Here is a 22,791-nt window from a genome sequence, read left to right as displayed (position 1 = left end):
CGAACTCACACCAGCAGCAGCAAGTGCTCGCGCTCCCAGGAACTGATGACGCGGTTATAGGTGGCGAACTCCAGCTCCTTGACGGCGCAGAACGCGTCAACAATCGAGGGACCCAGCAGCTCGCGCATGCGCTCGCAGGCACGCATCGCCTCAATGGCGTCTTCCAGGTGGCGCGGCAGCTCGTGGCTCACGTTCCATGCGCTGTCCAGGGTGGGTGCGCTGGCTTTGAGTTGATCGCGTATACCGAGGTAGCCGCAAGCCAGCGTGGCGGCCATGGCCAGATAAGGATTCACGTCCACGCCGGGTACGCGGTTTTCGACGCGCCGCGCTTCAGGCCCCGACTTGGGCACCCGGATACCGCAGGTGCGGTTGTCCAGACCCCAGCGCACATTGATGGGTGCCGACATGAAGGGCGTCAACCGCCGGTACGAGTTGACGTAGGGCGCAAACATGGGCATCACCAACGGAATATAGGTTTGCAGCCCGGCGATGTAGTGCATGAAGAGCGCACTGTCGCTGCCGTCGGCGTTGCTGAACAGGTTGCGCCCGGTGGCGGCGTCGTTGACGTTCTGGTGGATGTGCATGGCACTGCCTGGCTCCTGCTCCATGGGCTTGGCCATGAAGGTGGCAAAAATGCCGTGGCGCAAGGCCGTCTCACGCACCGTGCGTTTGAACAGAAAGACCCGGTCTGCCAGGTCCAGCGGCTCACCGTGTGAAAAGTTGATTTCCATCTGGCCCGCGCCGGCTTCGTGGATCAGCGTCTCCACGCCCAGTTTGTGCTGCCCGCAAAAGGTGGACAACTCCATGAAAAAAGGATCGAAATCGTTGACCGCGTCAATCGAATAGCTTTGGCGCCCAGCCTCGGGTTTGCCGGTTCGGCCCAGTGGTGGTTGCAGGGGTTCATGCGGGTTTTGCTGGCGCGCCACCAGGTAGAACTCCATCTCCGGCGCCACTACAGGCTGCCAGCCTTCCTTTGCATACAGCGCCAGCACGCGGCGCAAGACGCCGCGCGGGGAAAGCTGCACCGGGCTGCCATCCCATTCCTGGCAATCGTGAATCACCACTGCCACCGGCTCGGCAGCCCAGGGGACGATGCGCACCGTGCTGGCATCGGGAATGCAGACCATGTCGGGGTCGGTGTCGCCCACAAACGGGCCGTTGTCGGGTTGCTGGCCGTTGACGGTATTGAGCAGCACGCTTTTGGGTAGCCGCATCTCGCCCGAGGCCAGAAACAGGTCCCGCGGCAGAATTTTTCCGCGGGCAATGCCGGTCATGTCGGGTATGACGCATTCCACCTCGTGGATGCGGTGCTGCGTGAGGAATTCGGCGAGGGACGGGGTCATGGGGGCTCCACTAACGGGATGCCAGAATCATACCGACATTTGCATTTGTGATCACAAATGGGTGGAAATCCATCCTTATATCGGAAATTTCATGGGTTGTGATCTGATACTCGATCGAGCGGATTGCCCAAGACCCCGATACCTGGGAACCAGGTATTGCTGAAAAGCTCAGTGCAAAGCCTTGCATAAAGTGGGGCTCCACATTGCCTGTGAAGGCTTTGAACCGCTTGTCGTTAGTGAACCAAAGCCTTTGCTTTGAAGTCGTCGCAGCGTGTGCCGTACTTGCCACCGAATTCGCAGACATTGAGCGGAGTTTTTGCGCCAACGAACTGAACGGGGACGCTGTGGACGCATCCTTTGCATCCCGCCTCCGCTGCGCGTAGTTGTTCTAAAGTTAAATCAGCCATGGCGCACCTCGATAGGAAATAAAAACTGATTGGTGCTGGCGCGGCATGGGGGCAACCTGCCAACTGGTTGCCTTCAAGGCGAAGCTAGAACACCAAGTAAAAAGCCCCGTGCTATCAATGAAGTAGCTGCGGGGCTAGTGCCCTTGCGGGCTATGTTCTGGTGGTGGAGTGCGGACGCCGGTTCAAATCCGATCTCCAAGACCGTTGGGCAAGTATAGGGTGCTTGTCCCCGTTTTTGGAGATTGTCCTTTTCACATTGTGGCAACCATCAGACTGGCGTTAACTCAAGTTTGATGCGCTAGTCAAGAGCCGCTGCCGCACCTGCCAAGGTAGTCAAAGTAAGGCTGGTATCGAGCCGACTCCGCACTGCACAGCGGTGTTGTCGTGGGCTGATACTTTCCCAACGGTGATTTTTTAAATTAATAACTTGCTCTGTTCGTAGAAAATCGCGTCGAGCATTGCAGATCTTCCATGCCACACGGCCTTTTCGATATCGATGGTTGGCTCAGAAGACTGCCACCAAGTGGCATCACGGAGGCAAAGGATGACTTCTTCTCAGTACCGTTCGTAATCCAGCTTGTCCGGACGCGTGATGCCGATGTCCTGTGCCAGCAACCGTCTGTTAGCCGAGTCAACACAAACAAATAAATCAGGTCGCTTCATGGTGAGTAAGCGGGTTGCGGTAGCAATACCATCACGACCATTTGGATAGGCCTTTAGGTATCGGTCGTTGACGGAAATTGCTTCAGCGGAAGGCGTTGATCTCGGCCAAGCTAGCCGGACGGCACGATTGACACGGCTGTCTCCGGAAATTGTCGAATCATGTCTTACCAATGGATGTGAAAATCTGAAACTAGAGCAGTTGGCTCTAGCTTGTCTCGCTGGCAGATGGGTCGATCAACGAGCAACTCTGAAAAGTGAGCAGCAGGGGCTGGAACTTAGTTGATTCCCGACACTCTAAGTCACCATCGCGAGTTCGGCCATAGACCCTTATGAATATAGGTATGCATATAGGTCTACAAGATCCGCTCACGAATGGCTGCTTACTAGTTGCCCATTTCGACTCCAGTGAGATGGCGTTTGCGGCCCAATCGGCGCATCCCTCGTTTAGGAGGATGCGCTGTTGTTCCTTTGTCTTGACCTTCTGCGATGACATCCAGGTTCAGGTTCTGCGCCATCGCGATGATGGTGCGTACGATCGCTTGATCACTTTTATCGGTTGCAAGTTCGCGTACGAACGATTGATCAATCTTTTGCGCGCAAGTTAAACGCAGTTTGTTGAGGTGCACAGAACCATTGTTCTTTTACTTCTGTGTCATCATCTCCCAATGAAATCCTTTCTGCGAGCGTTTACGATCATCCACGGTCTGATGTCAATTCTCTTCGCCTGCGCCGCATCCATGCTCATTATCATCGCCGCAAAGGTTGGCTGGGAAGCCTTTTCGGGCGGACTGGATCGCAATGCCGCACAGCAAATTATTGAAGCTGTGGGCCTACTGGCAGCGGCAGTGGTGGCGTTGCAGATTGCACAGACCATCGCGGAAGAGGAAGTTTTACGCGACGCTCATATAAGTGGGCCAACTCGCGTGCGGCGTTTCCTGTCAAGGTTTCTCGTTGTCATTGTGGTTGCGCTGGCCATTGAAGGCTTGGTCGCAACCTTCAAGGCGTCGTACAAAGACCCCGAGCACATGCTGTACGCAGCGAGCATCGTGCTTGCTGCCGGAGTTTTACTCGCCTGCTGGGGCCTGTTCGTACGGATGAATCGATACGCCGAAGAACTCGAACCGGAGGCCATGGCGGAAGTGAAGCTAGAAGACACAAAACTAAAGTGACCATCGCAAGTGCACCCACCTTAAGCGTTGCGGGTTTCTCGCAGTGTTGGTGTTGAAACGAGGATAAGGGGGTATCCGTTGCGAGTATCGGGCAAGCTTTTAACTGTATTGGTGGTTGTGCTGGGATTGGCCCTCGTGATTGCCGTGGTGCTGACACTACCAGTGACAGATTGGAGAAGCGGGCGGGGGGACATCAAACCGCTTACTTTGGCACCTGCAGGCGCCCATGCTGTCACAGGCCGACGAATCTGGATCGATACCGACGCGGCGTGTGGAGCCAGTCGAACCACCGACCCGGATGACTGCTTGGCCCTGCTCGCACTGATCAAAGCGCCAGGCTTGCAGGTGGCAGGTATTTCGACCATTTTTGGGAACGCGGCGATTGAGGTGACTGATCGCACCACACGCGATCTCGTTTCGCGACTCGCCAGCGAAGGTTTTCAACTTCCACTGGTGTTCCGCGGTCGAAGTTCAAGTCTGGATGGCAACAACCCCATCGATCCGACTTTGGCTGAGCGCGCCATTCGCAACGCACTTACCGAAGCACCGATGACAATCGTTGCACTCGGTCCGCTCACGAACATTGCAGCCGCCCTGCGAAGCCATCCTGCCATTGCTCCGCAGGTTCGTGAAATTGTCGCGGTCATGGGCCAACGGTCCGGGCATGTATTCCATCCCGTTGAAGGCGGTGTGGCCCGCATGGTTTTCGGCCACGGCCCCGTATTCAAGGACTTCAACTTTGCCAAGGACCGTGCGGCAGCAGCGGAGCTTCTCGCACTTGGCATTCGAATGACGTTTGTTCCCTATGAGGCTGCGCAGGCGTTAACCATCACTGACGCTGATCTCAATGCAATGGCTCGTGCTGGTTCGGCGGCGCTTTGGGTAAGCGAAAGGTCCCGCGAGTGGTTGTCGTTTTGGCACGAAGAAATCGGGCAACCTGGCTTCTTCTCTTTTGACCTGACCGCGGCGGCTTACCTGCTTCATCCAGAGCTATTCCGTTGCGCACAGGTACGGCACAGCATCAGCAAGCACTCCTGGATGTGGCGCTGGCTCCTCGGCAATACGGGGCTTTTTGTGGATCAACTCACCGGCGGCGAGCAGGACAAGTCTGACCATCGAGCTGTGTTTTGCCCAAGCGCGAGCGCGGGAATTCACGATGCGGCGCTCACTGATCTGACCCTGAATTCGAAGCCCCGTTGAAGCCGCGCAAAACGCAGAGCTCACACTGCGGGTTGCCTTCCTGGCGGTTTCTTTATTGCGCCTTCGGCATTGCCACATTCAGCATCCACGGCACACCAAACTTGTCGGTCAACATGCCGCATGAAGAGGTCCAGAACGTTTTCGCCAGGGCCATCGTGACCATCCCGCCTTCACCAAGCGCCAAAAAAATGCGTTTAGCTTCGGCGTCGTCGGCCACCTCGATCGCGAGCGTCATCCCCTTGAACTCGGTTTGTTTCTCACCCATGCCGTCGTCGGCCATCAGCTCGGTTTCGCCAATTCTAAAAGTTGCATTCATGACTTTTTCTTCATAGCCGGGTGGCGACTTCATGGCCTCGTCAGGGCTTTCCTTTCAGCGGTGCAAGCTCGTGATTTTGGCGTCAATGACATTTTTGTAGAACTCCAGCGCCTCTTCGCAACGTCCGCTGAAAGATACGTAGGCTTGAACCTTCATAGTGAATTCCTCTCGGGTGGTGGTGAATTTGAAGCGATCGTCGATCACGCGTCCAGTAGCGGCTCAAAGCCGCCGTAGATCATCCGTTTGCCATCAAAAGGCATTTCGCCCCACGCCTTCATGCGCGGGTCGTTCATAAACTTTTCATTGCCTGCATCGCGCGCCGCTTTCGAGGGCCACTCGATCCATGAGAAGACCACGTTTTCTTCACCCTCGGCTTTGACAGCGCGCTTGAAATCGGTGACCTTGCCATCCGGTAAAGCATCGCCCCAGCATTCCACGACGCGTGTTGCGCCAAATTCTTTGAACAGCGCAGCCGCCTTGGTCGCCTGGTCGCGATAGGCCTCTTTGTTTCCTGCTGTCACTGGAATCAGATATCCATCGATGTAGTTCATGGTTTTCCAAAATGGTTGATAGAAATGCACTTTGCGGTGCCAGTGGAGCCAGGTCTGTGCGATGGCAAACCATGGGTAGACGCTTCAGCGTACCGCTGCACTGTCAGTGCTAGACCAACCAGCGATTCCAGTTGCCGTAATTCTCTTTTATAGGCCCACGGCGAATGCTGAGAAGAACCAGAGCCACCCCCAGTCCAACGGTAACAGCGGTTGTCACCGTGTTGCCACTGAACACGAATGGCACCAGCACCAGACCCACGCCGAGCACCGCATTCAGTGCCCGAGCCGGCCGGGCCACGTCGGCCGCTGCAATGGCGCACACCGTCAACACCAGGCAGCCGATGATGTGGTGGGCATGAGCTAGGGTGCCGTCGGTTCCGAGCGTGACGCGGGTGAACAGCAGTGCCAGGCCAATAGTGCCCGCCAAGGCCAGATTCCAGGGCAGGCTGACGCCACCACCGAGCATGCTTTTCAAGACTGCGCCCAGCGGACGGTCGAACTCGTCGTCACTGTCACCGGCCAATACTGGCCTGGCCGCACCAGCGGCAGGCAAGTCATCGGTATCCCCGACGAACAGCACCCGCATCCACGACTTGCCCGCAAGGGCGCGGCGGCGCAAGAACTGGCAGGTGGCCAGCAGTTCGTCCAGCGAATACGGGATCTGAATCAGCACTGCCGCGCCACCCACCAGCGCCAGCGTGCTCCAGGTACCCAGCACAACCGGCTGGATCACAATGAACAGGATGGTTGTCATACCCAGCGGCACGATCATCAGGCCGAACAACAGCACCAGCCAGGGAGCCGTGCGCCAGCGGCGACGCGACCCCACCAGGCCGGTGAGAATTTCCAGCAGGTAGGTGTAGCCGCCCAGCGCCGCATCAGACACCGGCAGCGCTTTTGACACCCAGGACGTCACGATTTCTTCAGTGCCGTTGCGCGGGTCAGCGGGCGACCCGGTAAAGAAAGGGTCCCACACGCCAGGGATGTGCCCCAACTGGTAGCCCGCCAGATAACGCGAAACATACAGGCCCAGCAACGCCAGAACGATGATGGGTATCCGCTGGCTCCATTCGGACGGGTTGTAGCTCCAGCCCGGCGGTACGGTGGGGCCTGTCAGTGCCGCGATGGCCGATGACCCCGGCTCGGGCTTGCTGCACACAGCCAGACCGAAGATGAGGGCGCCCACCAGCGTGTCCGAAAGGTATGCCGCGCCATTGGCGGTGGACCACAAAAAGGGCAACGCCATCACTACCGTGCCGATTGCCGCACACAGCCAGCGCGCCCACACGGCGCGCCAGGAGAGCGCCAGGCCCGCAGCCGCCATCAACAACAGACCCATGGCCATTTCACTGACGCGCAGTCCGGTCTCTTGAACGCCGATCAACAGGGGTTGCGTCAGCAACCAAGTACCCAGGCCGATGTTGACAAAGTGCGCCCAGCGCCAGGCGCCGTGCTCGTCCCGGCGCTGGGCATCGTGGTGTGTGCGCAGCACGTCCGGGTTTCCATCTCCCACGGGGGCAATGGGCGGCGCTGGCGCGGCGGGCGCTTCGGAGGATTTCGACGCTTCGGCATCCATAGCGCTGGTGACCCATCCCGGCGCCACGACGCCATTGGCGGTGTACCAGGCGGCCGGGTCGGCCTTCAGGTTGCTCACCATCTGTGGCAACGCATCGGCAAGGCGGTGTGTCGGTTCCCAATCCAGCAACAGGCGTGCGCGTCGGATGTCGAGCGCATAGTGGTCGTCGGCCATGGCCACCATGAACGGCCGCACAAAGGGTGGCTTGCCGCCGTCGATGGCATCTGGCACCAAAGGTTCCAACTGGCCCTGCACCCAGGCACCCGCTGCGGCCAGCGGCTTGGGGACCTGCAGCGTGACCCATTCGTTGGCGCCATGCATCAGTTGGCCCAAGGTGTCTTGCAGCACGCCGTAGCCGACCGCCTCGGCCTCGCCGATCAGGATTTCAGTATCGGGCGGCAGCACGCCGCGCCGGTCCACGGTGCGTTTGAGCGCATCCAGCATGTCGTCACGGTGCAGCGCGGACTGGCCCACCAGCGTGCTGCCGGAATACAGGTGGCTCTGCAGGTCGCGCTCATAGATGCGGGCCATTTGCTGCGCCATGGTGGGCACCATCGTGTTCGTGTCGTAGACACCTGCAAGCCGCAGGATGACGGCGGCGATGTGCCCACGCTCCGTGCGCACGACGGCCTCGGCGGCCGCCTTCGACTTTGGATAGGCCCACCCCGGGGCGATGGGCTGCCCTTCATTGATGCGCTCACCCGGTTTGCAGGGCGCGTGAACGAGCATGGTGCTGGGGTACAGAAACTGGTCCACCTCAAAGCCCTGCAGCACGTGCAACAAACGCCGCGTCCCGTCCACGTTGACTGATTGGTACAGTGGGTTGTCTTCACCGGTGAAATCAAAGTAGGCGGCCAAGTGCACCACGCTGGCAATGTGCGAACCGTGTGTCGCGCGAAACGCCTGTAGCGCCAACACCACCGATTCATCCGCACCGAGATCAACAGCCAAAACGGGGAAGTCGTCGCTGTCCGTCGCTACCTCTTTGGCCTCGCGGTCCAGGCCCACAATTTTGTAGTGACCACCCAAGGCCTTGGCCACCGAGCGACCCAGGTTGCCACTGGCCCCGGTGATCAGGACGATGGGCTTGATTGGGGTGGCGCTCACGTTCGTGTTGTCATTGGTAGCCTATGCCCATCACGTAGTTGCGCAGTAGCGCCTCTTCGTGGTTGCCAGCGGCCAGAAGCGCCCGCAACCCGTCGCGCGCATTCAGCACCCCCGTTGGATGGTTGTCAGCACCCATTAGCAGCACGTGAATGAGGCCGCGCGCGTGCATCGTCGCCAGTACATCGGACAGCAACTCCTCGGGCGCGCAGGTTGTGAAATCTTGCGTTATCACGTCTCCGGCATGGGTGGTGAAGAAGTCGGCCTGACCCATACCCAAGCGCCTAACCAGTATGGTTTCGGTGATGATGCCCATTGCCGCACCCGCCGCATCACAGACCACCACTACGCTGATTTGCGCGCCGGATAAGCGCGCAGCCACTTCTACGAGCGTCGCATCCGAAGGCACTGTAAACAGCCGCGATTGAGCCACAGCTTCTATGCTACTGACCAGCAAAGGCGCTACGGTTCGCGCCTCTGCTGCGGCCACCGGAGGGCTTTCGGGGCTACCCGTGTCAGGAGTGAGGGGTGGCGGCGTAGTCATTTCGAAAGGGCAGTTTCAAGCTGCGCTTTGTTCATTGCGGAACGCCCCTTCAGTCCGCGCTGACGTGCCTCATTGCGAAGCTGAAGTACGGTTCGACCACCGGGTCCTTGGTGGGAGCGCAAGCCACCACGTCGACCTGCGGGCATGTCGTTGATCGAAGAGGCGCTGGCAGTCACCGATTCACCGTGCTGCGCCCGCTCCTTGTTGACGACCCGCGCCGCGATCTCTTGGGCCACAGACTCAGGCTTGCCGCCTTCCAGCAAGCTGTCCTTGATGTGGGTGTACTGACGTTCGCGCTTGGCGCTCCAGGCTTTTTGCGGCATGAAAGATCCTTTTAGGGTTTGAATTGGGCAGGAGAAATCCGTAAAACTGATCCGACCGATGGCTGTTCTTCAGGGACGCGTCCGCAGGAACGTAAGCAGCGCATCGTTGAATGCCTTCGCATGGGACAGGTTCAGCCCGTGGGGGGCACCATTCACCGTCACCAGTTGGCTGTGGTGCACGGCGCGGTGGGTGCGCAGGCCCGAGCCCTCGATGGGTACGATCGCGTCGGCATCGCCGTGAATCACCAGCGTTGGCACGGCTAGCTTCTTCAGGTCTTCGCGGAAGTCGGTGGTGCTGAACGAGTCCATGCACGCCAAGGCCGCATGCTGCGCTGACTGGTGACAGATGGCGACCGCTTCGCTGCGCTGCGACTCGGTGACCTGGAGCACCCCGTTTGCGGAAAAGAAATTCTGGGTGAACTGGTCGAAATAGGCACTTCGATCTTGCTCAAGCGCGTGTTTCTTTTGTTGCGCCTTCTCGGGCGTAAGCGGCCCTTCGGGGTTGTCGACAGTCTTCATCAGGTAAGGTGGTACGGCTGAGGCAAATACCACGCTGCGCAGGCGCGATTCGCCGTGGCGTGCGACATAGCGTGCCACTTCGCCCCCGCCCATGGAGAAACCCACCAGCGTCACATCTTGCAGTCCACATTGGACTATCACCCTTTGCAGATCGTCTGCCAGCGTGTCGTAGCTGTAACCTGACTCCGGCTTGTCTGAACGCCCGAAGCCTCGTCGGTCGTACGCCACCACGCGAAAACCAGCGGCTCGAAGCACCGACACCTGCGGTTCCCAGGCTTGGGCTGACAGCGGCCAGCCATGAATCAGCACCACCGGTCGGCCATCGCCACCGCTGTCGTCGATGTGGAGGTGCACGTTGTCCGCAGGCACAGTGTCGAGACTGTTCGAATCCTCTGCGTTCGCCACAGCTCCGGCAGCGGCTCCGCCCAGCGCACCGGCAACCGCACCCAGCGAGGCTCCGACCAAAACGCCGACTGGACCGGCCACCGCAACCCCGATGGCGGCACCCGTGGCCGCACCTGCCATCACGCCGCCACCGATCAGCACAGAGTTAGCCTCGCGCTCGACATCCTGGGGTTCCAACGGAGTCTGCGCCGCCGCATCTGGGTCCTGCGAGGGGATACCGTGGCCGGGGTTGGCCTGCTCTGCCATGTCCGAGTCAGCCGATAGGGTACTTGGCAATGGGGTGCTCGATAGATTCATATGCTTCTCCAGTTCAGTTAACAAGGGAATGAGCAGGAGGCTCGGTCTGTCAACTATTGGGCGACGTTATGCCAAGGGTACAAATACTGTCGGTGCGGCAGCGTACATTTCCGATCACAGTGAATAGCTCGTCTTTCCGCCCTATGCCGATGGATGTTGCCATGCCATGAAGTGGCAATCTTTATTCATTTTTTGGTGGAGTGGTTCTGTGAAATGCCGGGGGTCTAAGTCGGGTGTCTGATGCGGCGTTTCAGCCAGCAAAGCCTTGCTGAGTTGATCGACCAAGCTCGTCCAATCGGAATCCTGAACCAGTGATTCCCTTAGAAATTCGGCCTGCGCAAGTGTCCAGTAGGGCGCGTCCGGCAACCTCATACCGGCAGCCATGCCTTTGTGCTTGGTCAAAAAATCCGCAATGCTCGATGCATCGTCGGCCAGCCCCAATTGGGCAAACAGATTGCTGAAGTGAGAGAAAACGCGGGTTTTTGGGCCAAAAACGCCCAATATGACGCAAAAACAGGAGCACACCACTCAAGAGGCAGTTGCCGTAAGTGTTTGAAAACGTTGGGGATTTGGAAAAAAAAGCCAAACTGAAATGAGTTTGGCTAAAAATGGATGGGATAGGTGCCGCCGCAAATCGCCCGAAAACCCGCATGGTTCCTAGGTTTATCCAAGGTGTTATTGAAAAATACCAACAAAAATACCAACAAAAAATAAACTGTTGTCTTTAGATGACTCAGAACTTATCGCTCCGGGGGCACAGCAAAGTACTATCGATTTTATGTCTGATAGCGAGCTAATTTTTGCTGTCATGACGGCAACAGGGGGGAAGAGCGCATTGTTCCCGCAAATTCATGTGGATCGAGTTCTTAGAACGTTGTCATAGGAGCAATTGCCGTGAAAGACGAATTCAACAAAGAACGATGGGGATGGGCAATTTATCAATGGATGCAGGGCGGCAAAGAGCGCGACCCGGCACCGTTAGCGGTCCTATTGCGCGACGTCGCGCGGCCGATACCAGACTTTGCGAGGGAATTTTTGGCGGATCTGGCTTCTAGCACGCTAAAACGTGGTGGTAGACCCGTCGAATACAGCGGGAGAGTGGAGCGAGTAATTGCCTCAGAGGTGTTTGCAGAGCGGAAGAGGCTTGAATCTACAGGATCAAAAGCTGACCCGAAACAAGCGGCTTGTGAAGCGGTTGCGAAGCGGCGAAATGCGAAGCCTGATGCCATTCGCAGGTTAGTTGAGAGGCTGGGCCCCAGCATGACCTATGAAGTTTGGAAATCAATTGGGCATCCGAATTGGAGTCTCACCCCATAACTATCGGGGGGTTTTGGGTTCGCGTTTTTGTTTGGTGTCGATTTAATCAGGGGCATCTTCACAGGAGGCCCCAAGCCATGCCAAAACTCACCGCGCCCGTTCATAAACTGACGGAAATCAGCAAACCCAAACCGGGATTCGACACCCGGCCTGATACCGGCTTCATTCGGCAATCGCATGTCTTAGAGGTCGTCCCTTTTTCAGCAGCGACATTGTGGCGCATGGTGCGCGCTGGTACGTTCCCTGCACCAGTCAAGCTGTCTGCACGTGTGACTGCATGGAAATGCAGCGACGTTCGCCAATGGATGGCCGTCCAGTCGGCAGCGTAAGAGGTGGTGCCATGTCCAACTTCTTTCTCACTCCAAACTTTGACAACATCCCCCTAGAGCTTCGCTCGCGCCCGTTCGTGAACTGGCGGGCCGAAGGAAACCCGAGCGAAAAGCCGCGCAAAGTACCCTACATAGCTGGAAGCCCCAACAGTCGAGCCAGTTCGACCGACCCCACCACATGGCGGACATTTGACCAGGCAACTACTAGCTATAAGCAGGGGGGATTCACTGGCATCGGTATTGTCTTGAATGGTTCCGGACTGGTTGGCGTGGACATTGACCATTGCGTCACCAACGGCGTGCCAGACCCTGCCGCACTGGAGCTACTAGATGAACTGGGGGCTGGCTACATAGAGAAAAGCCCGTCCGGAACCGGCCTGCGGGCGTTTGGATACGCTGAAAACCTCCAGACAGGAGCCAAGGGGAAATTTAGAGGGTTGGACGTTGAGCTTTACTCCACGGCACGCTATCTCACAGTTACGGGCCAGTGCATCAAGAGCGAACCAATCGGCCCCCTGAATCACTTTTCAGAGCTTGCGGATCGAATCCGTGCAGACAAAGTGGTGAACCCACAAACGGGAGAGACCACGATCGCTGCGCCTGACGAGAGGCACGCAAAGCTAGTGCAACGCATCCTCACAGGTGAAGTGCTCCATGACAGCCTGCGCGACTTGGCGGCATCGCTGGTGGCAACAGGTATGCACGACGGCGCTGTGGTCAACCACCTACGCGCCCTAATGGATTCCAGTCAAGCGCCCCACGATGACCGTTGGAAAGCACGTCGGGCACAGATACCCGCGTTGGTGAGCAGCGCCAAAGCTAAGTATGGGTTGCCTGTTGACTTTTCTGCCCTACTGGCAAACATGGCGACAAATGGCCCCACTGTTGGCGAGACAGTCGCGTCTATACCCCGCTTCAAGCTGCTAAGCGCCGATGACCTGCGAGGTATGCCCCCTTTGCGCTGGCTGGTGTCCGGCGTCCTCCCTGCTGAGGGTTTGGTCGCGCTGTATGGCCCGAGCGGTAGCGGCAAGTCGTTCCTTGCGATTGACTTGGCTATTGCGATCACCGAGGGTGATCACTGGTTTGGGTGCCGGATTCAGCCCGCCCGTATTCTCTACATATGTCTGGAGGGCGAAGCGGGATTGAGCCGAAGAATGCAAGCTTGGGAAGTGCATCACGGGAGGAAGGTGCCGGACCCAGTGCGGCTGATGATCCAGCCATTCAACCTAACAGACCTCACCAGTGTGCATGAATTGGCCACACCTATTCCAAAAGGTACTGTGATTTTTATTGACACCTTGAATAGAGCGGCCCCAACCGCTGACGAAAACAGCTCCAAGGACATGGGACAAATACTGGAGGCAGCCAAATTGCTGCAAAGCCTTATTCAGGGGCTTGTCGTTCTGGTTCACCATACTGGCAAGGATTCAACTAGGGGGCTACGGGGTCATAGCAGCTTATTTGCCGCGTGTGATGCAGTCATTGAAGTCTTACGCGGTGAAGACTACCGTGAGTGGAAGGTTTCAAAGAGCAAAGACGGGGCCGACGGTGGTTCGCATGGGTTTGCTTTAGAGGTGATAGAGCTGGGCATGGATGAGTTCGGGGACGCCATCACGTCATGTGTGGTTGTGCCTGATCATGATGATTTGCCGCCACGTGAAAAGGAGCTTACTGAGCATCAGTCCGACGGACTGTCCAGCTTCAACAGTGCGGCTGTACTTGTGGGACTACTGAATAGCGCGGGTGAGTTCGACGGTCTGCATGTTGATCAATGGCGTGATGAGTTTCATGCCAAGTCCATGGCTGTCTCGGCCAATGCAAAAAAGGTGGCGTTTCAGCGCGTGCGAAAAGACCTCGTGAAACTTGGCAGGTTGAATGTCAACAATGACATCTATCGCCTTGCCGGGGTTACCTCTGGGATTCAAAACAAGCTTATTGCCGACGCGATCCGAAAACGACAGGCCTGCAGCACGCCAGCACAGTAGCAGCACACGGGTAGCACATGTGCTGCGGCGCATTGGGATATGACGGCACGCACAGCACCCACCCTTTAGGGTGGTGCCTGTGTGCCACCCATGCGCTATCCCAACATCATCAAAAAATTAGCCTAATTGTCGTTTCCAAACTTAAGCAATTGGTCACTACTTAACCCCTGTGAAGCAGGGTTCCATTTAGCAAAAAACATAGTTAGCAAACATTGGAGTCCCCCCATGCACCCCCTTACCAAATGCGATCAAATTCCGCCCACTCCCACTCCCACTCCCACCTCACGTCTATCCCTGCCTCCCGGCGTTGCCGGAGACCTCGCCAAGTTCGCTTTCGACACGGCTACGCGACCAGTGCTAGAGGTCGCCATCCTGGTCGCACTCGGCACCCTCGCCGGTATTTGCGGCAAAGCCTTTGAAGTTGGAAGGCATGGGCTCAATTTGCGCGTAGTCTTCATTGCCGAAGACTGCGTCGCAGAAAAAGCCTTGGAACAGGGCATTGGTAGCATAGTCAGCGCAGTGTCCAAGAGCGACCCCGCAATTACTCAGTTCGTCGATTTCCGCGAATACTCAAGCGGCCCTGCATTGACCAAATCGCTGGCGTCACGTCCTTCCTTCTTAAACTTGGTTGGGGACATTGGCAGCCATCTGGAAGGCATGGCAACGTCTAAAAACGACCGCGTGGCAGCCTTGCAAGGTGCTATGCAGCATCGTGACACAACAACCTGTTCTGGATACAGTTTGATAAGCAGAATGACGCTCGGTAGGGTTCGCAAGACGCTCACCGCTTCTGTGCTTGGGACTGACTTCATACACACTTTCATGATGATTGAATGCACCCGTGTGCGACCGCCTGCAAACGAGAATGCGGATCATCCTGTCCCCGATGTCTTGCTCCAACGCATCGTCAACTTATGCCAAGTTGCAACCAGCAAGGGGGATTGTTATCGCCCCACATCCGTCGGAATTGACGCGGAAGCCTCACTGTTCCTCGATACGTTTAACAACTATTGCGACTCGGTAATCAATGGCAGCGTAGGTGATGTGACGCGCCGCATTTGGAACCACGCGCATGAGAACGCTCTGCTCGTGGCCGCCTTACTGGCTGTGGCCGATGATTGCAGGCTACCCATCATCAACCTCAAGCATGCTGAATGGGCGCGGGACTTTGTCATGGACAGTATTGGCGTTGTAAGCCGCCACAATGGAGGGCTACACAAACCCAGCAAGAAAAGGGCTGTGCGCGGCTAATGCACTGGTTGGCACCTATATAGGGTGCCAGCCCCGCCTACAAAAGCCCGTGGCGGGCCTATTGGCGGTGCGGGTAGTGCCTGCAAAGGTAGTCCCTGGCTATAGCGGGGCGTTTTTTAAAGTCTTTAAATCGCTTGCAGTGACTGCCAATCGCTCTGCCCTCACTTCAGCCAGGCTTAAAAAAGGCCCTACTGAAAACAACCGGGTGAACCATAACCGGTCATGCACGCCACTGGATGAGTGTCGGCTTCGAATCGACCGTTACGATAAGGCGAGCACCTCCAGTGGGCCAGCAGCAGTCTTAATAATTTTCGGTCTGGCCGTCAGCTATGGGCTGGAAGCCGACTTTCCCGGCGCCTCGAAGCAGTCACTCAAATGGCAGGTTAACGTTGGAGGCCACCGGCACGCAGCAAGCGCCGCGCAGCGGCAACCTGCTGCTGTGTGTCCGTGTGGGCCGAAAGGTTAGACCTTGCCATCTCACCGTCCCCTTGACATTGCTTTGGTGCAGAGTGCTTTGTTAAACCATGTCGACTTAGCCACACCGATGTAGTTATCGAAATCGCAAGGTGGAAGGTAAGTGTTGCCGTTCCCGGACTTGAGTTCATCTTCGTCCTTCACATCGGCAGCTAACGTGCCATTCAGTGTTTGCAAACATTGTGAGAAGTCGCCATTGTGATATTGCGCTAGTGCTAGGTCGTTACGCACTTGATCCATTTCGATCCAGTTCATGAATGGCCGACACTGCGCCATCAGGGCTTGAAGTTTGCTCGCTGCCTGGGAAAAGCGATGAGAACGATACAAGCGAAGGGATTGATCGCGCTGCGCACGCCGACCCGCAGACGTGCAGGTTGCCGATGGAACACGGTACGTGCCGTCGAAACCGGCTCGTGCTCCACAGTAGGCACGACACTCTTCCTGAGTAATGGGGTTAACGTCGACAGCGGAACGGCCAGCTGAGAAAGATACATCGCACTTTGAGTCGCTTCCGTCTCCGGCCCAACTGTCAGCGTGGCCAGTTGCGCCACGAATCTCACCTGAAACCCCGCAGATGTGGCAGTTCCCTCCAATAGACTCGATTTCGAAGATCTGTTTGTTCTGCTCGTCCCGTCTAATTGTGAGCGTACCGCTGTCGCCATCACGGACATATTGGCCCGGCGGAATTTCCGGAGGCGCTGCTTCCGCCGATGCAATAGCGGCAAACATGAATGCGAAGGACAGGATATAGCGAAGCATTAGCGAGTGAGGTCTAACGTAAAGTTAAGGGGCGCCGCGCTTTTGCGGCGTCCCGTTTGAACGACGGGTTAGCGCCTTGCAGACAATTGGCTGCTTTTCATTTACTTCACTGCCTTCGCAAATTTCCCAATCGCCCTTTTTATCTGACTGAAGGTACGAAATGCCTCCGGCCGCCTTCCAAACGTAACCAATCTCATGGTTTTGAATTGGCGCTTCGCCATCTTCGACTACTGTAATGGCCTCCCTTACGACGAATATATCGAGATGCCGTGACTTGGATGCACACGGCGTATAGATGAAGTCTTGGTCCTTCCAAGCATATGAAAAGAAACTGGTATCCCGGTTCGGATGATGACAACAGGTGCTTTCAGCCTGCTCTACCTGGAACTCTATATAACGAGAGTTGTTGTCATTCCATGCAATGTACGGCTCGATTTCGATAGCTCCACCTGCGACGGGACAATAAAGGCGCAATGCTGGCAGCCCATAGTCAGCAAAAGCTATACGCGGCAATATCAAAAATAGTGCAAGAAATAAATAGCGGTGTGACATTTTTGGGTGCTAACGTTCGAGCTAACCGGGAGACAACGGCAGGACGCCAGGCCCGGGCCTGGTGGCCTGCCGTTGGCTCTCCGGTTGAGCGAGGGGTTAGGCAGCACCGTGTTGCCGCTGAGTATGTTGACGCATGGCCGTAACCTCGACTTCGATGAGCATGCGGGAATCTAGCAGATGCGCAACGATCATCGTGGCTGCAGGACGAACCGCTCCGAAGTACTCCTGAAGAACGGGCCAACACTTCTCGAAGTCCGATCCGTTTGGAAGGATGTAGTGGACTCTGACTACGTCCGCAAGCGAAGAGCCAGCCTTCGCGAGCGCGTTGCTGATGTTCTCCAGGCATTGCCTGACTTGTTCGTCGACCTTGGGCGAGATGGTCATTGAAGCGTAGTCGAACCCGGTTGTTCCGGAAACGAAAATCCAGTCTCCTTGGACGACTGCTCGCGAGTATGCAATCTGCTCCTCGAAGGGTGAGCCGGAACTGATGAGTTGCCTTTGAGTTTGGGATGCCATGGATGTTTTGGGGTAGGAGAAGGGCGGTGGGTGCTGTGCTGCCTAACTTTGATATATCCCGCAGTTTTGCGGGATAACAAGGGAGCCAGTCAGATAACGTGGTTCGTTGTTCATCCAAAAATCTCTTGTTTTCATGGACTTACAGAAATATACTGTTTTTATGTACAGGTATATTGAATCTGACAAAGTCGCCGCTCCCGTTTTGCGCTCGATTCGGCTGCTTGACCAACTGCGCGAGCGCATTCGCTACCTGCACTATAGCCTTCAAACCGAGAAAGCCTACCTTTATTGGGCACGGTTTTTCATCCGTTGGCATGGCCGCAACGGCTCCATGCGTCACCCAAAAGATATGGGTAAGCGGGAGGTCGAGTCCTTCCTCACCATGCTGGCCAATGAAAGGCAAGTTTCCCCTGCCACTCATCGACAGGCCCTCAATGCGTTGCTGTTTCTCTACAAGCAGGTCATTGGTCAGGACCTCGAATGGATGAATTCAATTGGTCGTCCGCCAGAGCGCAAGCGTGTTCCTGTCGTCTTGACGATGCTAGAGGTGCAATCTGTGTTGGGCTTGATGGATGGGGTTGAAGGAACGCTGGCCAAGCTTCTGTACGGCACCGACATGCGCTTGGCAGAAGGTCTAAGTCTGCGCGTCAAGGACGTGGACTTTGATCGCAAGGTCATCGTTGTGCGCAGTGGCAAAGGTGACAAGGATCGGATTGTGATGTTGCCAGTTTCCTTAGTTCCAGTGTTGACAGCGCAATTGGCCAAGTCACGCAGCCTTTGGGCTGCAGACAGAGCATCCGGTCAAGCAGGCGTCTCTATGCCACATGCTTTGGAAGCCAAGTACCCCAGGGCCGGGCAGTCGTGGGCTTGGCATTGGGTATTCCCATCCCCCACGCTGTCTATTGACCCGCGTAGTGGCGTCGAACGGCGCCACCATCTCTTTGAGGAGAGGTTGGGTCGTAAGCTCAAGATTGCTGTCGAGCACGCGGCCATCGCCAAACATGTATCCGTGCATACGCTGCGGCATAGTTTTGCGACGCACATGCTTCAGTCAGGCGCCGACATACGCACAGTACAAGAGCTTTTAGGTCATGGGGATGTGAGCACCACCATGATATACACCCATGTATTGAAAGTGGCAGCGGGTGGCGCCAAAAGTCCACTTGATGCACTCACCGGACTGACAACTTGAACGACCGTTTTCGCGGCATTGCTGAAGTCGCCGGCGCTTCGCGTAGAGACAACATCGGCACAAAGGTGTCCAACACAAATTGCCCTTGTTGGAAATTACACCAGCCTACCGGTAAGCCGCCGTTCGTCAGCACCAGCATCCATTGGAAAAATCGATGCATCGCCGTCATTTGGGCCAACCAGTGCATCCAACACGGGTGAACCCGAGTTGATTGCCTCTTCACAGAAGCTCTCGCTGAGGTTTGGGCGCATGGTAAGACACAGTCAGCAAAACTGAGTTCTAAAGGTAACGATCCGGCGTGCATCCCGGAACCCCATCGCTACCAAGAACAAACGGATTACTTATAAGCGAGCCTGAACAGTTGCCTTCGAACCATGCTGCACACTACCCCATGACAGCTACTACCAGAGAATCATTATGAAACTCATGCATCTTCTGCCAGCGCTGACACTCGTGCTCGCAGGTTCCACTGAGGCGCTTGCCCAGCCCAACGCTGAAGTGAAGTCGGAATACGACCGTTTTTTGGACTTCACCAGCGTCTCTCTAAAACCAGGTGTGTCCCCGCCCACTGGCCAGCTTCAGTTCAGCCTGCATGCGTCATTTAAAGGCACGACTCCGTCTAGGCCCAACTATGTAACCATTGGGTTCTTTTCGACGCACGATGATTGGGAATACCTCGAGTGCAATCACGTCGTTGGCCTTGTCGACGGCGTGCGTGTCAAGCTTGGTGAGTCCGAACACAAAGGTTCCGTCGGGTCTGGCCACGTACTGGAGTGGGTCAGAGTGAAGACCTCTTTCGAAGAGATCGAGCAGATGGCTTCTGCACAGTCGCTTGAATTCAAGATTTGCATCACGGAGTTTGCACCCGATGAAAAGACGCGCGACTTAATGCGGGAATTTATCTCGGTCTTTCCAAAGCGCGATTCCGATCAGTCATTTTCTGTCGCTGCAGCCAGATCCCGCGCCGAAGAGATCAAGCGTTCAATTGGGATTCTTAAATGCAACCTCGACAACGATGGACAGTCACGTGCTGATGTCGAAGCCCGATGTGGTAGGTACATAGCCGATGGACAGATTACTGGCCCCTCAACAGCCAAGGAAAAGACTAAAGCCCAGTCCACTTCAAAGTGACGGCAACGCATTCAGCTGGCTGCACTACGCCCGCTAGAGCAAGGCTAAACGCTGATTGTTAGAGCGGTTCGGCAACGCTTTTTTTGTCGTAACAGAAGAAGAAAATTACATGTACAAATCATCGTCAATTTTTACCATATCACTAATGCTGTTGGCTTGGCTATCGGGGTGTAGTGATGCTGGAAACGCTCCTACAGCGCGTACAGCAAATCCCAAGGAAACCATCAATCAAGAACAAAGTAGTCAAGCTGATCGCTGCAAAAATGGATCTTCTGATGCGTGCAATAAAGAAAAAGCGATAGCTGAGTTCAAAAAGGCAACGGGTCAATAGAGTTCTAACTAACGTGTAGTGGCAACGATCCGGTGAGGCTCACGGAACCCTGTCGTGGTCAAAAACAAACGGGTTACTTATAAGCTGGTGTGACTGGTTGCAATTGCGGTATGTGGCTGTGGAATGCTGCGTCAAGGTGTCGTGGTTTCATGCCTTCTTTAGCTGGATCACGTCAGCACCAATGCGCAGCTTGTCCTGATGGTCTGCCCACTCCTGCATCATTCTTTCCCGCTCCGCTAAGAACTGAGTGCGGTCATACGCTCCTCCCAGTTCCTCATCGCTACCGTGGGCCAGTTGACGCTCAATGACATCCTTGTCCCAGTGAAGAGCTTCCCTCAGAAGTGTTCTTGCTGACGCCCGAAACCCATGCGGTACGTGGTCAAGGTAGCCCATGCTCCGCAGCGCTTGGCGTGCAGTGTTTTCGCTGATTGACCTGCCTTCGCCGCGTTCGCTGGGGAAAACCTTTACGCCGTGGCCCGTTAGCGGTTGCAAGTCTCTCAAGACGGCAACGGCTTGCTTTGACAAAGGCACTGTGTGGGCCTCTCCGTGCGCCTTTCGCGCAAGGTTGTTCTTCATGCGGGCCGCAGGAATGACCCAGACACCCGCTTCAAGGTCCATTTCTGCCCACGCGGCATCCCGTACTTCATTGGGACGCTGGAAGGTCAGGGCATGGATTTGCAGCGCCGCCCGCGCGATGTTGCTGCCAGAGTAGGCATAAATATCCCGCAACATCTGCCCGTAGCGCTTTGGATCGGTGATGGCTGGGTGGTGCCCTTTGACTGTGGTTTTGAGCGCCACCCCGACATCAGCAGCGGGGTTTCTTACCGCGCGGCCCGTGGCAATCGCGTAACGAAATACGGTACTGATGATGGCCTTGATCCGGTGTGTGGTGTCGATTGCACCGCGCGATTCGATCCGGCGGAGCGTGGTCAATATCTCCGGTGCCTCTATCTCTACCAAGGGTCGCTTCCCAAGCCACGGGAAGACATTCTTCTCCATACGCTCCAACGTGGTATCGGCGTGGGTGACGGACCATCCCTCCTTCTTGGTGCCGTACCATTCCATTGCGATAGCTTTGAAGGTGTTTTCTCCACCCGCTGTCCTTGCCGCCTTTTCCTCGCGCTTGGCGGTGCTAGGGTCTGTCCCGGCTGACAATAGCACTCTGGCCCGATCCCGGCCTTTACGGGCTTCAGCCAATGAAACTGCGGGGTAGACACCAAGGGAAAGCGTCTTCTGCTTTTCGGTGAAACGGTAGGCCAAACGCCAATACTTCCCGGTTGCCGATATGTGCAGGTACAAACCCTGTCCGTCGCTGTGCTTGTCTCCAGCGCTCTTGCCGCTGTACTTGCTGTTCTTCACGAAAGTGTCTGTAAGAGCCATGACCCCCCCCAGTTTGTTGGTATCTAGCCGGTTGGTATCCGTGTTTTTTTGCAGGTACCAACAAATATGCCAACAAAGTGTTGGTATGTAATGTTACGAGGTGAGCCGACATCAGACAACAAAAAACCCGCTGCAGCTATAGCCAGAGCGGGTTTTGAAGGTTCCTGACATGATCTGAAACCGAAAGGTGGTGGTGATAGGTGGATTTGAACCACCGACATCAGCATTATGAATGCTGCGCTCTAACCAACTGAGCTATATCACCAGAGCCAACAATTATATCCAAAATTCAGGCGCCCATTCGGATTGACGCCATCCAGTCGTTACTGGTGTGTAAATTTTGGCGCGCGTTTGGTCAGAAAGGCATCCATGCCTTCCTTTTGGTCCGCGGTTGCAAACAGGCTGTGGAACAGGCGGCGCTCAAACATGATGCCGTCTGCCAGGGTGCCTTCAAACGAGCGGTTGACGCTTTCCTTGGCTGCCACAGTGGCCATTTGCGAGAAGCTGCAAATCATCAGGGCCGCACCCAGTGTTTCGTCCATGAGCTTGTCTTGCGGCACCACGCGGCTCACCAGCCCGGCGCGTTCGGCTTCCACCGCGTCCATCATGCGCCCCGTGAGGGCCATGTCCATGGCTTTGGACTTGCCCACGGCGCGGGGCAGGCGCTGCGTGCCACCGGCGCCGGGGATGATGCCGATCTTGATTTCGGGTTGGCCGAATTTGGCGCTCTCAGACGCGATGATGAAGTCGCACATCATGGCCAGCTCGCAGCCGCCGCCCAGTGCAAAGCCGCTGACGGCGGCGATGACGGGTTTGCGGATCGTGCGAATGGTTTCCCAGTTGCGGGTGATGAAGTCGCCTTTGTAGGCCTCGGCAAAGGTGAACTTGGCCATGGCGCTGATGTCGGCACCGGCGGCAAAGGCTTTCTCGCTGCCGGTGATGACCATGCAGCCAATGGCCGGATCGGCGTCAAAACCCTTGAGGGCATGGCCCAGCTCGTCCATGAGCTGGTCGTTGAGCGCATTGAGGGCCTTGGGCCGGTTCAGGGTAATGATGGCAACCTTGTCGCCCTCAAGACGGGTGGTGATGCATTCGTAGTTCATGATGAAAACCGTTCGATTTGAAATTGCGTGTTGACTTCACACTATAGCGAAGAG

23 protein-coding genes and 1 tRNA gene are annotated in these 22,791 nt (G+C 56.4%); 9 read left to right on the top strand and 15 right to left on the bottom strand.

All coding sequences use genetic code 11. From position 1 onward, the window contains the following. Positions 1-5: 5 nt before the first annotated feature. Both AC097W_RS12690 and AC097W_RS12685 read right to left on the bottom strand, forming a co-directional pair. The gene (locus AC097W_RS12690; RefSeq protein ID WP_479602927.1) at positions 6-1,343 is read right to left on the bottom strand and encodes a glutamine synthetase family protein; all 1,338 of its coding nucleotides are present in this window, start codon (positions 1,341-1,343) and stop codon (positions 6-8) included. 1,453 nt (positions 1,344-2,796) lie between these two features. Beyond that, the gene (locus tag AC097W_RS12685; protein WP_479602926.1) at positions 2,797-3,039 is read right to left on the bottom strand and encodes an EAL domain-containing protein; all 243 of its coding nucleotides are present in this window, start codon (positions 3,037-3,039) and stop codon (positions 2,797-2,799) included. A 39-nt stretch (positions 3,040-3,078) separates the two neighbouring features. Between AC097W_RS12685 and AC097W_RS12680 the strand changes: the two genes are divergently transcribed. Then, positions 3,079-3,582 (top strand): hypothetical protein, encoded by a 504-nt coding sequence (locus AC097W_RS12680; RefSeq protein ID WP_479602925.1) that lies wholly within the window; start codon positions 3,079-3,081, stop codon positions 3,580-3,582. A 27-nt stretch (positions 3,583-3,609) separates the two neighbouring features. After that, positions 3,610-4,782 carry a nucleoside hydrolase gene (locus tag AC097W_RS12675; RefSeq protein WP_479602924.1) on the top strand — a complete coding sequence of 391 codons (1,173 nt, stop codon included), beginning with the start codon at positions 3,610-3,612 and terminating at the stop codon, positions 4,780-4,782. A gap of 52 nt (positions 4,783-4,834) precedes the next feature. Here the strand turns inward: AC097W_RS12675 and AC097W_RS12670 are convergent, their stop codons facing one another. The 7 genes from AC097W_RS12670 to AC097W_RS12640 all read right to left on the bottom strand — a co-directional run bounded on the left by AC097W_RS12670 (position 4,835) and on the right by AC097W_RS12640 (position 10,918). Continuing rightward, positions 4,835-5,131 carry a VOC family protein gene (locus AC097W_RS12670; RefSeq protein WP_479602923.1) on the bottom strand — a complete coding sequence of 99 codons (297 nt, stop codon included), beginning with the start codon at positions 5,129-5,131 and terminating at the stop codon, positions 4,835-4,837. A 167-nt stretch (positions 5,132-5,298) separates the two neighbouring features. Next, positions 5,299-5,649 carry a DUF1428 domain-containing protein gene (locus AC097W_RS12665; RefSeq protein ID WP_479602922.1) on the bottom strand — a complete coding sequence of 117 codons (351 nt, stop codon included), beginning with the start codon at positions 5,647-5,649 and terminating at the stop codon, positions 5,299-5,301. 109 nt (positions 5,650-5,758) lie between these two features. After that, positions 5,759-8,332 carry an NAD-dependent epimerase/dehydratase family protein gene (locus AC097W_RS12660; protein WP_479602921.1) on the bottom strand — a complete coding sequence of 858 codons (2,574 nt, stop codon included), beginning with the start codon at positions 8,330-8,332 and terminating at the stop codon, positions 5,759-5,761. Positions 8,333-8,342: 10 nt separating this feature from the next. Next, entirely contained in the window at positions 8,343-8,873 is a 531-nt protein-coding gene (locus AC097W_RS12655) for a CBS domain-containing protein (protein WP_479602920.1), read from the bottom strand. Beyond that, positions 8,870-9,196, bottom strand: coding sequence for a plasmid stabilization protein (locus AC097W_RS12650; protein WP_479602919.1), 327 nt, complete (start codon positions 9,194-9,196; stop codon positions 8,870-8,872). The genes AC097W_RS12655 and AC097W_RS12650 overlap by 4 nt, the downstream gene beginning before the upstream one ends. A gap of 69 nt (positions 9,197-9,265) precedes the next feature. Beyond that, positions 9,266-10,417: an alpha/beta fold hydrolase gene (locus tag AC097W_RS12645; protein WP_479602918.1), complete on the bottom strand. Its 1,152-nt coding sequence runs from the start codon at positions 10,415-10,417 to the stop codon at positions 9,266-9,268. Between the two features lie 141 nt (positions 10,418-10,558). Next, positions 10,559-10,918 carry a DUF2789 family protein gene (locus tag AC097W_RS12640; protein WP_479602917.1) on the bottom strand — a complete coding sequence of 120 codons (360 nt, stop codon included), beginning with the start codon at positions 10,916-10,918 and terminating at the stop codon, positions 10,559-10,561. A 393-nt stretch (positions 10,919-11,311) separates the two neighbouring features. Here AC097W_RS12640 and AC097W_RS12635 point away from each other — a divergent pair, with 393 nt between their 5' ends. The 4 genes from AC097W_RS12635 (at position 11,312) to AC097W_RS12620 (ending at position 15,299) form a co-directional block, all read left to right on the top strand. After that, entirely contained in the window at positions 11,312-11,734 is a 423-nt protein-coding gene (locus tag AC097W_RS12635; protein WP_479602916.1) for a hypothetical protein, read from the top strand. A gap of 77 nt (positions 11,735-11,811) precedes the next feature. Further along, positions 11,812-12,063, top strand: a complete 252-nt coding sequence (locus AC097W_RS12630) for a helix-turn-helix transcriptional regulator (RefSeq protein WP_479602915.1) — start codon at positions 11,812-11,814, stop codon at positions 12,061-12,063. An 11-nt stretch (positions 12,064-12,074) separates the two neighbouring features. After that, positions 12,075-14,048 (top strand): AAA family ATPase, encoded by a 1,974-nt coding sequence (locus AC097W_RS12625; protein WP_479602914.1) that lies wholly within the window; start codon positions 12,075-12,077, stop codon positions 14,046-14,048. A 225-nt stretch (positions 14,049-14,273) separates the two neighbouring features. Next, a complete protein-coding gene (locus AC097W_RS12620) occupies positions 14,274-15,299 on the top strand; it encodes a hypothetical protein (protein WP_479602913.1) in 1,026 nt (341 codons plus the stop codon). A gap of 477 nt (positions 15,300-15,776) precedes the next feature. Here AC097W_RS12620 and AC097W_RS12615 read toward each other — a convergent pair whose 3' ends face one another. The 3 genes from AC097W_RS12615 to AC097W_RS12605 form a co-directional block, all read right to left on the bottom strand. After that, complete coding sequence (locus tag AC097W_RS12615) at positions 15,777-16,532, bottom strand: hypothetical protein (RefSeq protein ID WP_479602912.1); 756 nt, start codon at positions 16,530-16,532, stop codon at positions 15,777-15,779. A 24-nt stretch (positions 16,533-16,556) separates the two neighbouring features. Next, entirely contained in the window at positions 16,557-17,084 is a 528-nt protein-coding gene (locus tag AC097W_RS12610) for a hypothetical protein (protein ID WP_479602911.1), read from the bottom strand. 96 nt (positions 17,085-17,180) lie between these two features. Next, positions 17,181-17,600, bottom strand: coding sequence for a RidA family protein (locus AC097W_RS12605; RefSeq protein WP_479602910.1), 420 nt, complete (start codon positions 17,598-17,600; stop codon positions 17,181-17,183). A 106-nt stretch (positions 17,601-17,706) separates the two neighbouring features. Between AC097W_RS12605 and AC097W_RS12600 the strand changes: the two genes are divergently transcribed. From AC097W_RS12600 to AC097W_RS12590, 3 genes are all read left to right on the top strand, one after another. Beyond that, positions 17,707-18,792 carry an integron integrase gene (locus AC097W_RS12600; RefSeq protein WP_479602909.1) on the top strand — a complete coding sequence of 362 codons (1,086 nt, stop codon included), beginning with the start codon at positions 17,707-17,709 and terminating at the stop codon, positions 18,790-18,792. Between the two features lie 417 nt (positions 18,793-19,209). After that, the gene (locus tag AC097W_RS12595) at positions 19,210-19,923 is read left to right on the top strand and encodes a hypothetical protein (protein ID WP_479602908.1); all 714 of its coding nucleotides are present in this window, start codon (positions 19,210-19,212) and stop codon (positions 19,921-19,923) included. A gap of 109 nt (positions 19,924-20,032) precedes the next feature. Beyond that, positions 20,033-20,254 (top strand): hypothetical protein, encoded by a 222-nt coding sequence (locus AC097W_RS12590; protein WP_479602907.1) that lies wholly within the window; start codon positions 20,033-20,035, stop codon positions 20,252-20,254. Between the two features lie 147 nt (positions 20,255-20,401). Here the strand turns inward: AC097W_RS12590 and AC097W_RS12585 are convergent, their stop codons facing one another. The 3 genes from AC097W_RS12585 to AC097W_RS12575 all read right to left on the bottom strand — a co-directional run bounded on the left by AC097W_RS12585 (position 20,402) and on the right by AC097W_RS12575 (position 22,737). After that, positions 20,402-21,634 (bottom strand): tyrosine-type recombinase/integrase, encoded by a 1,233-nt coding sequence (locus AC097W_RS12585; protein ID WP_479602906.1) that lies wholly within the window; start codon positions 21,632-21,634, stop codon positions 20,402-20,404. Between the two features lie 188 nt (positions 21,635-21,822). Then, positions 21,823-21,899, bottom strand: a tRNA-Met gene (locus AC097W_RS12580). Between the two features lie 58 nt (positions 21,900-21,957). After that, entirely contained in the window at positions 21,958-22,737 is a 780-nt protein-coding gene (locus AC097W_RS12575; protein ID WP_479602905.1) for an enoyl-CoA hydratase, read from the bottom strand. Positions 22,738-22,791 lie beyond the last annotated feature (54 nt).

The sequence above is a fragment of the Rhodoferax sp. GT1R46 genome (genome assembly GCF_056521285.1).
Note: the sequence above shows the minus strand (reverse complement) of the source record. Positions and strands in the feature narration are given on the sequence as shown.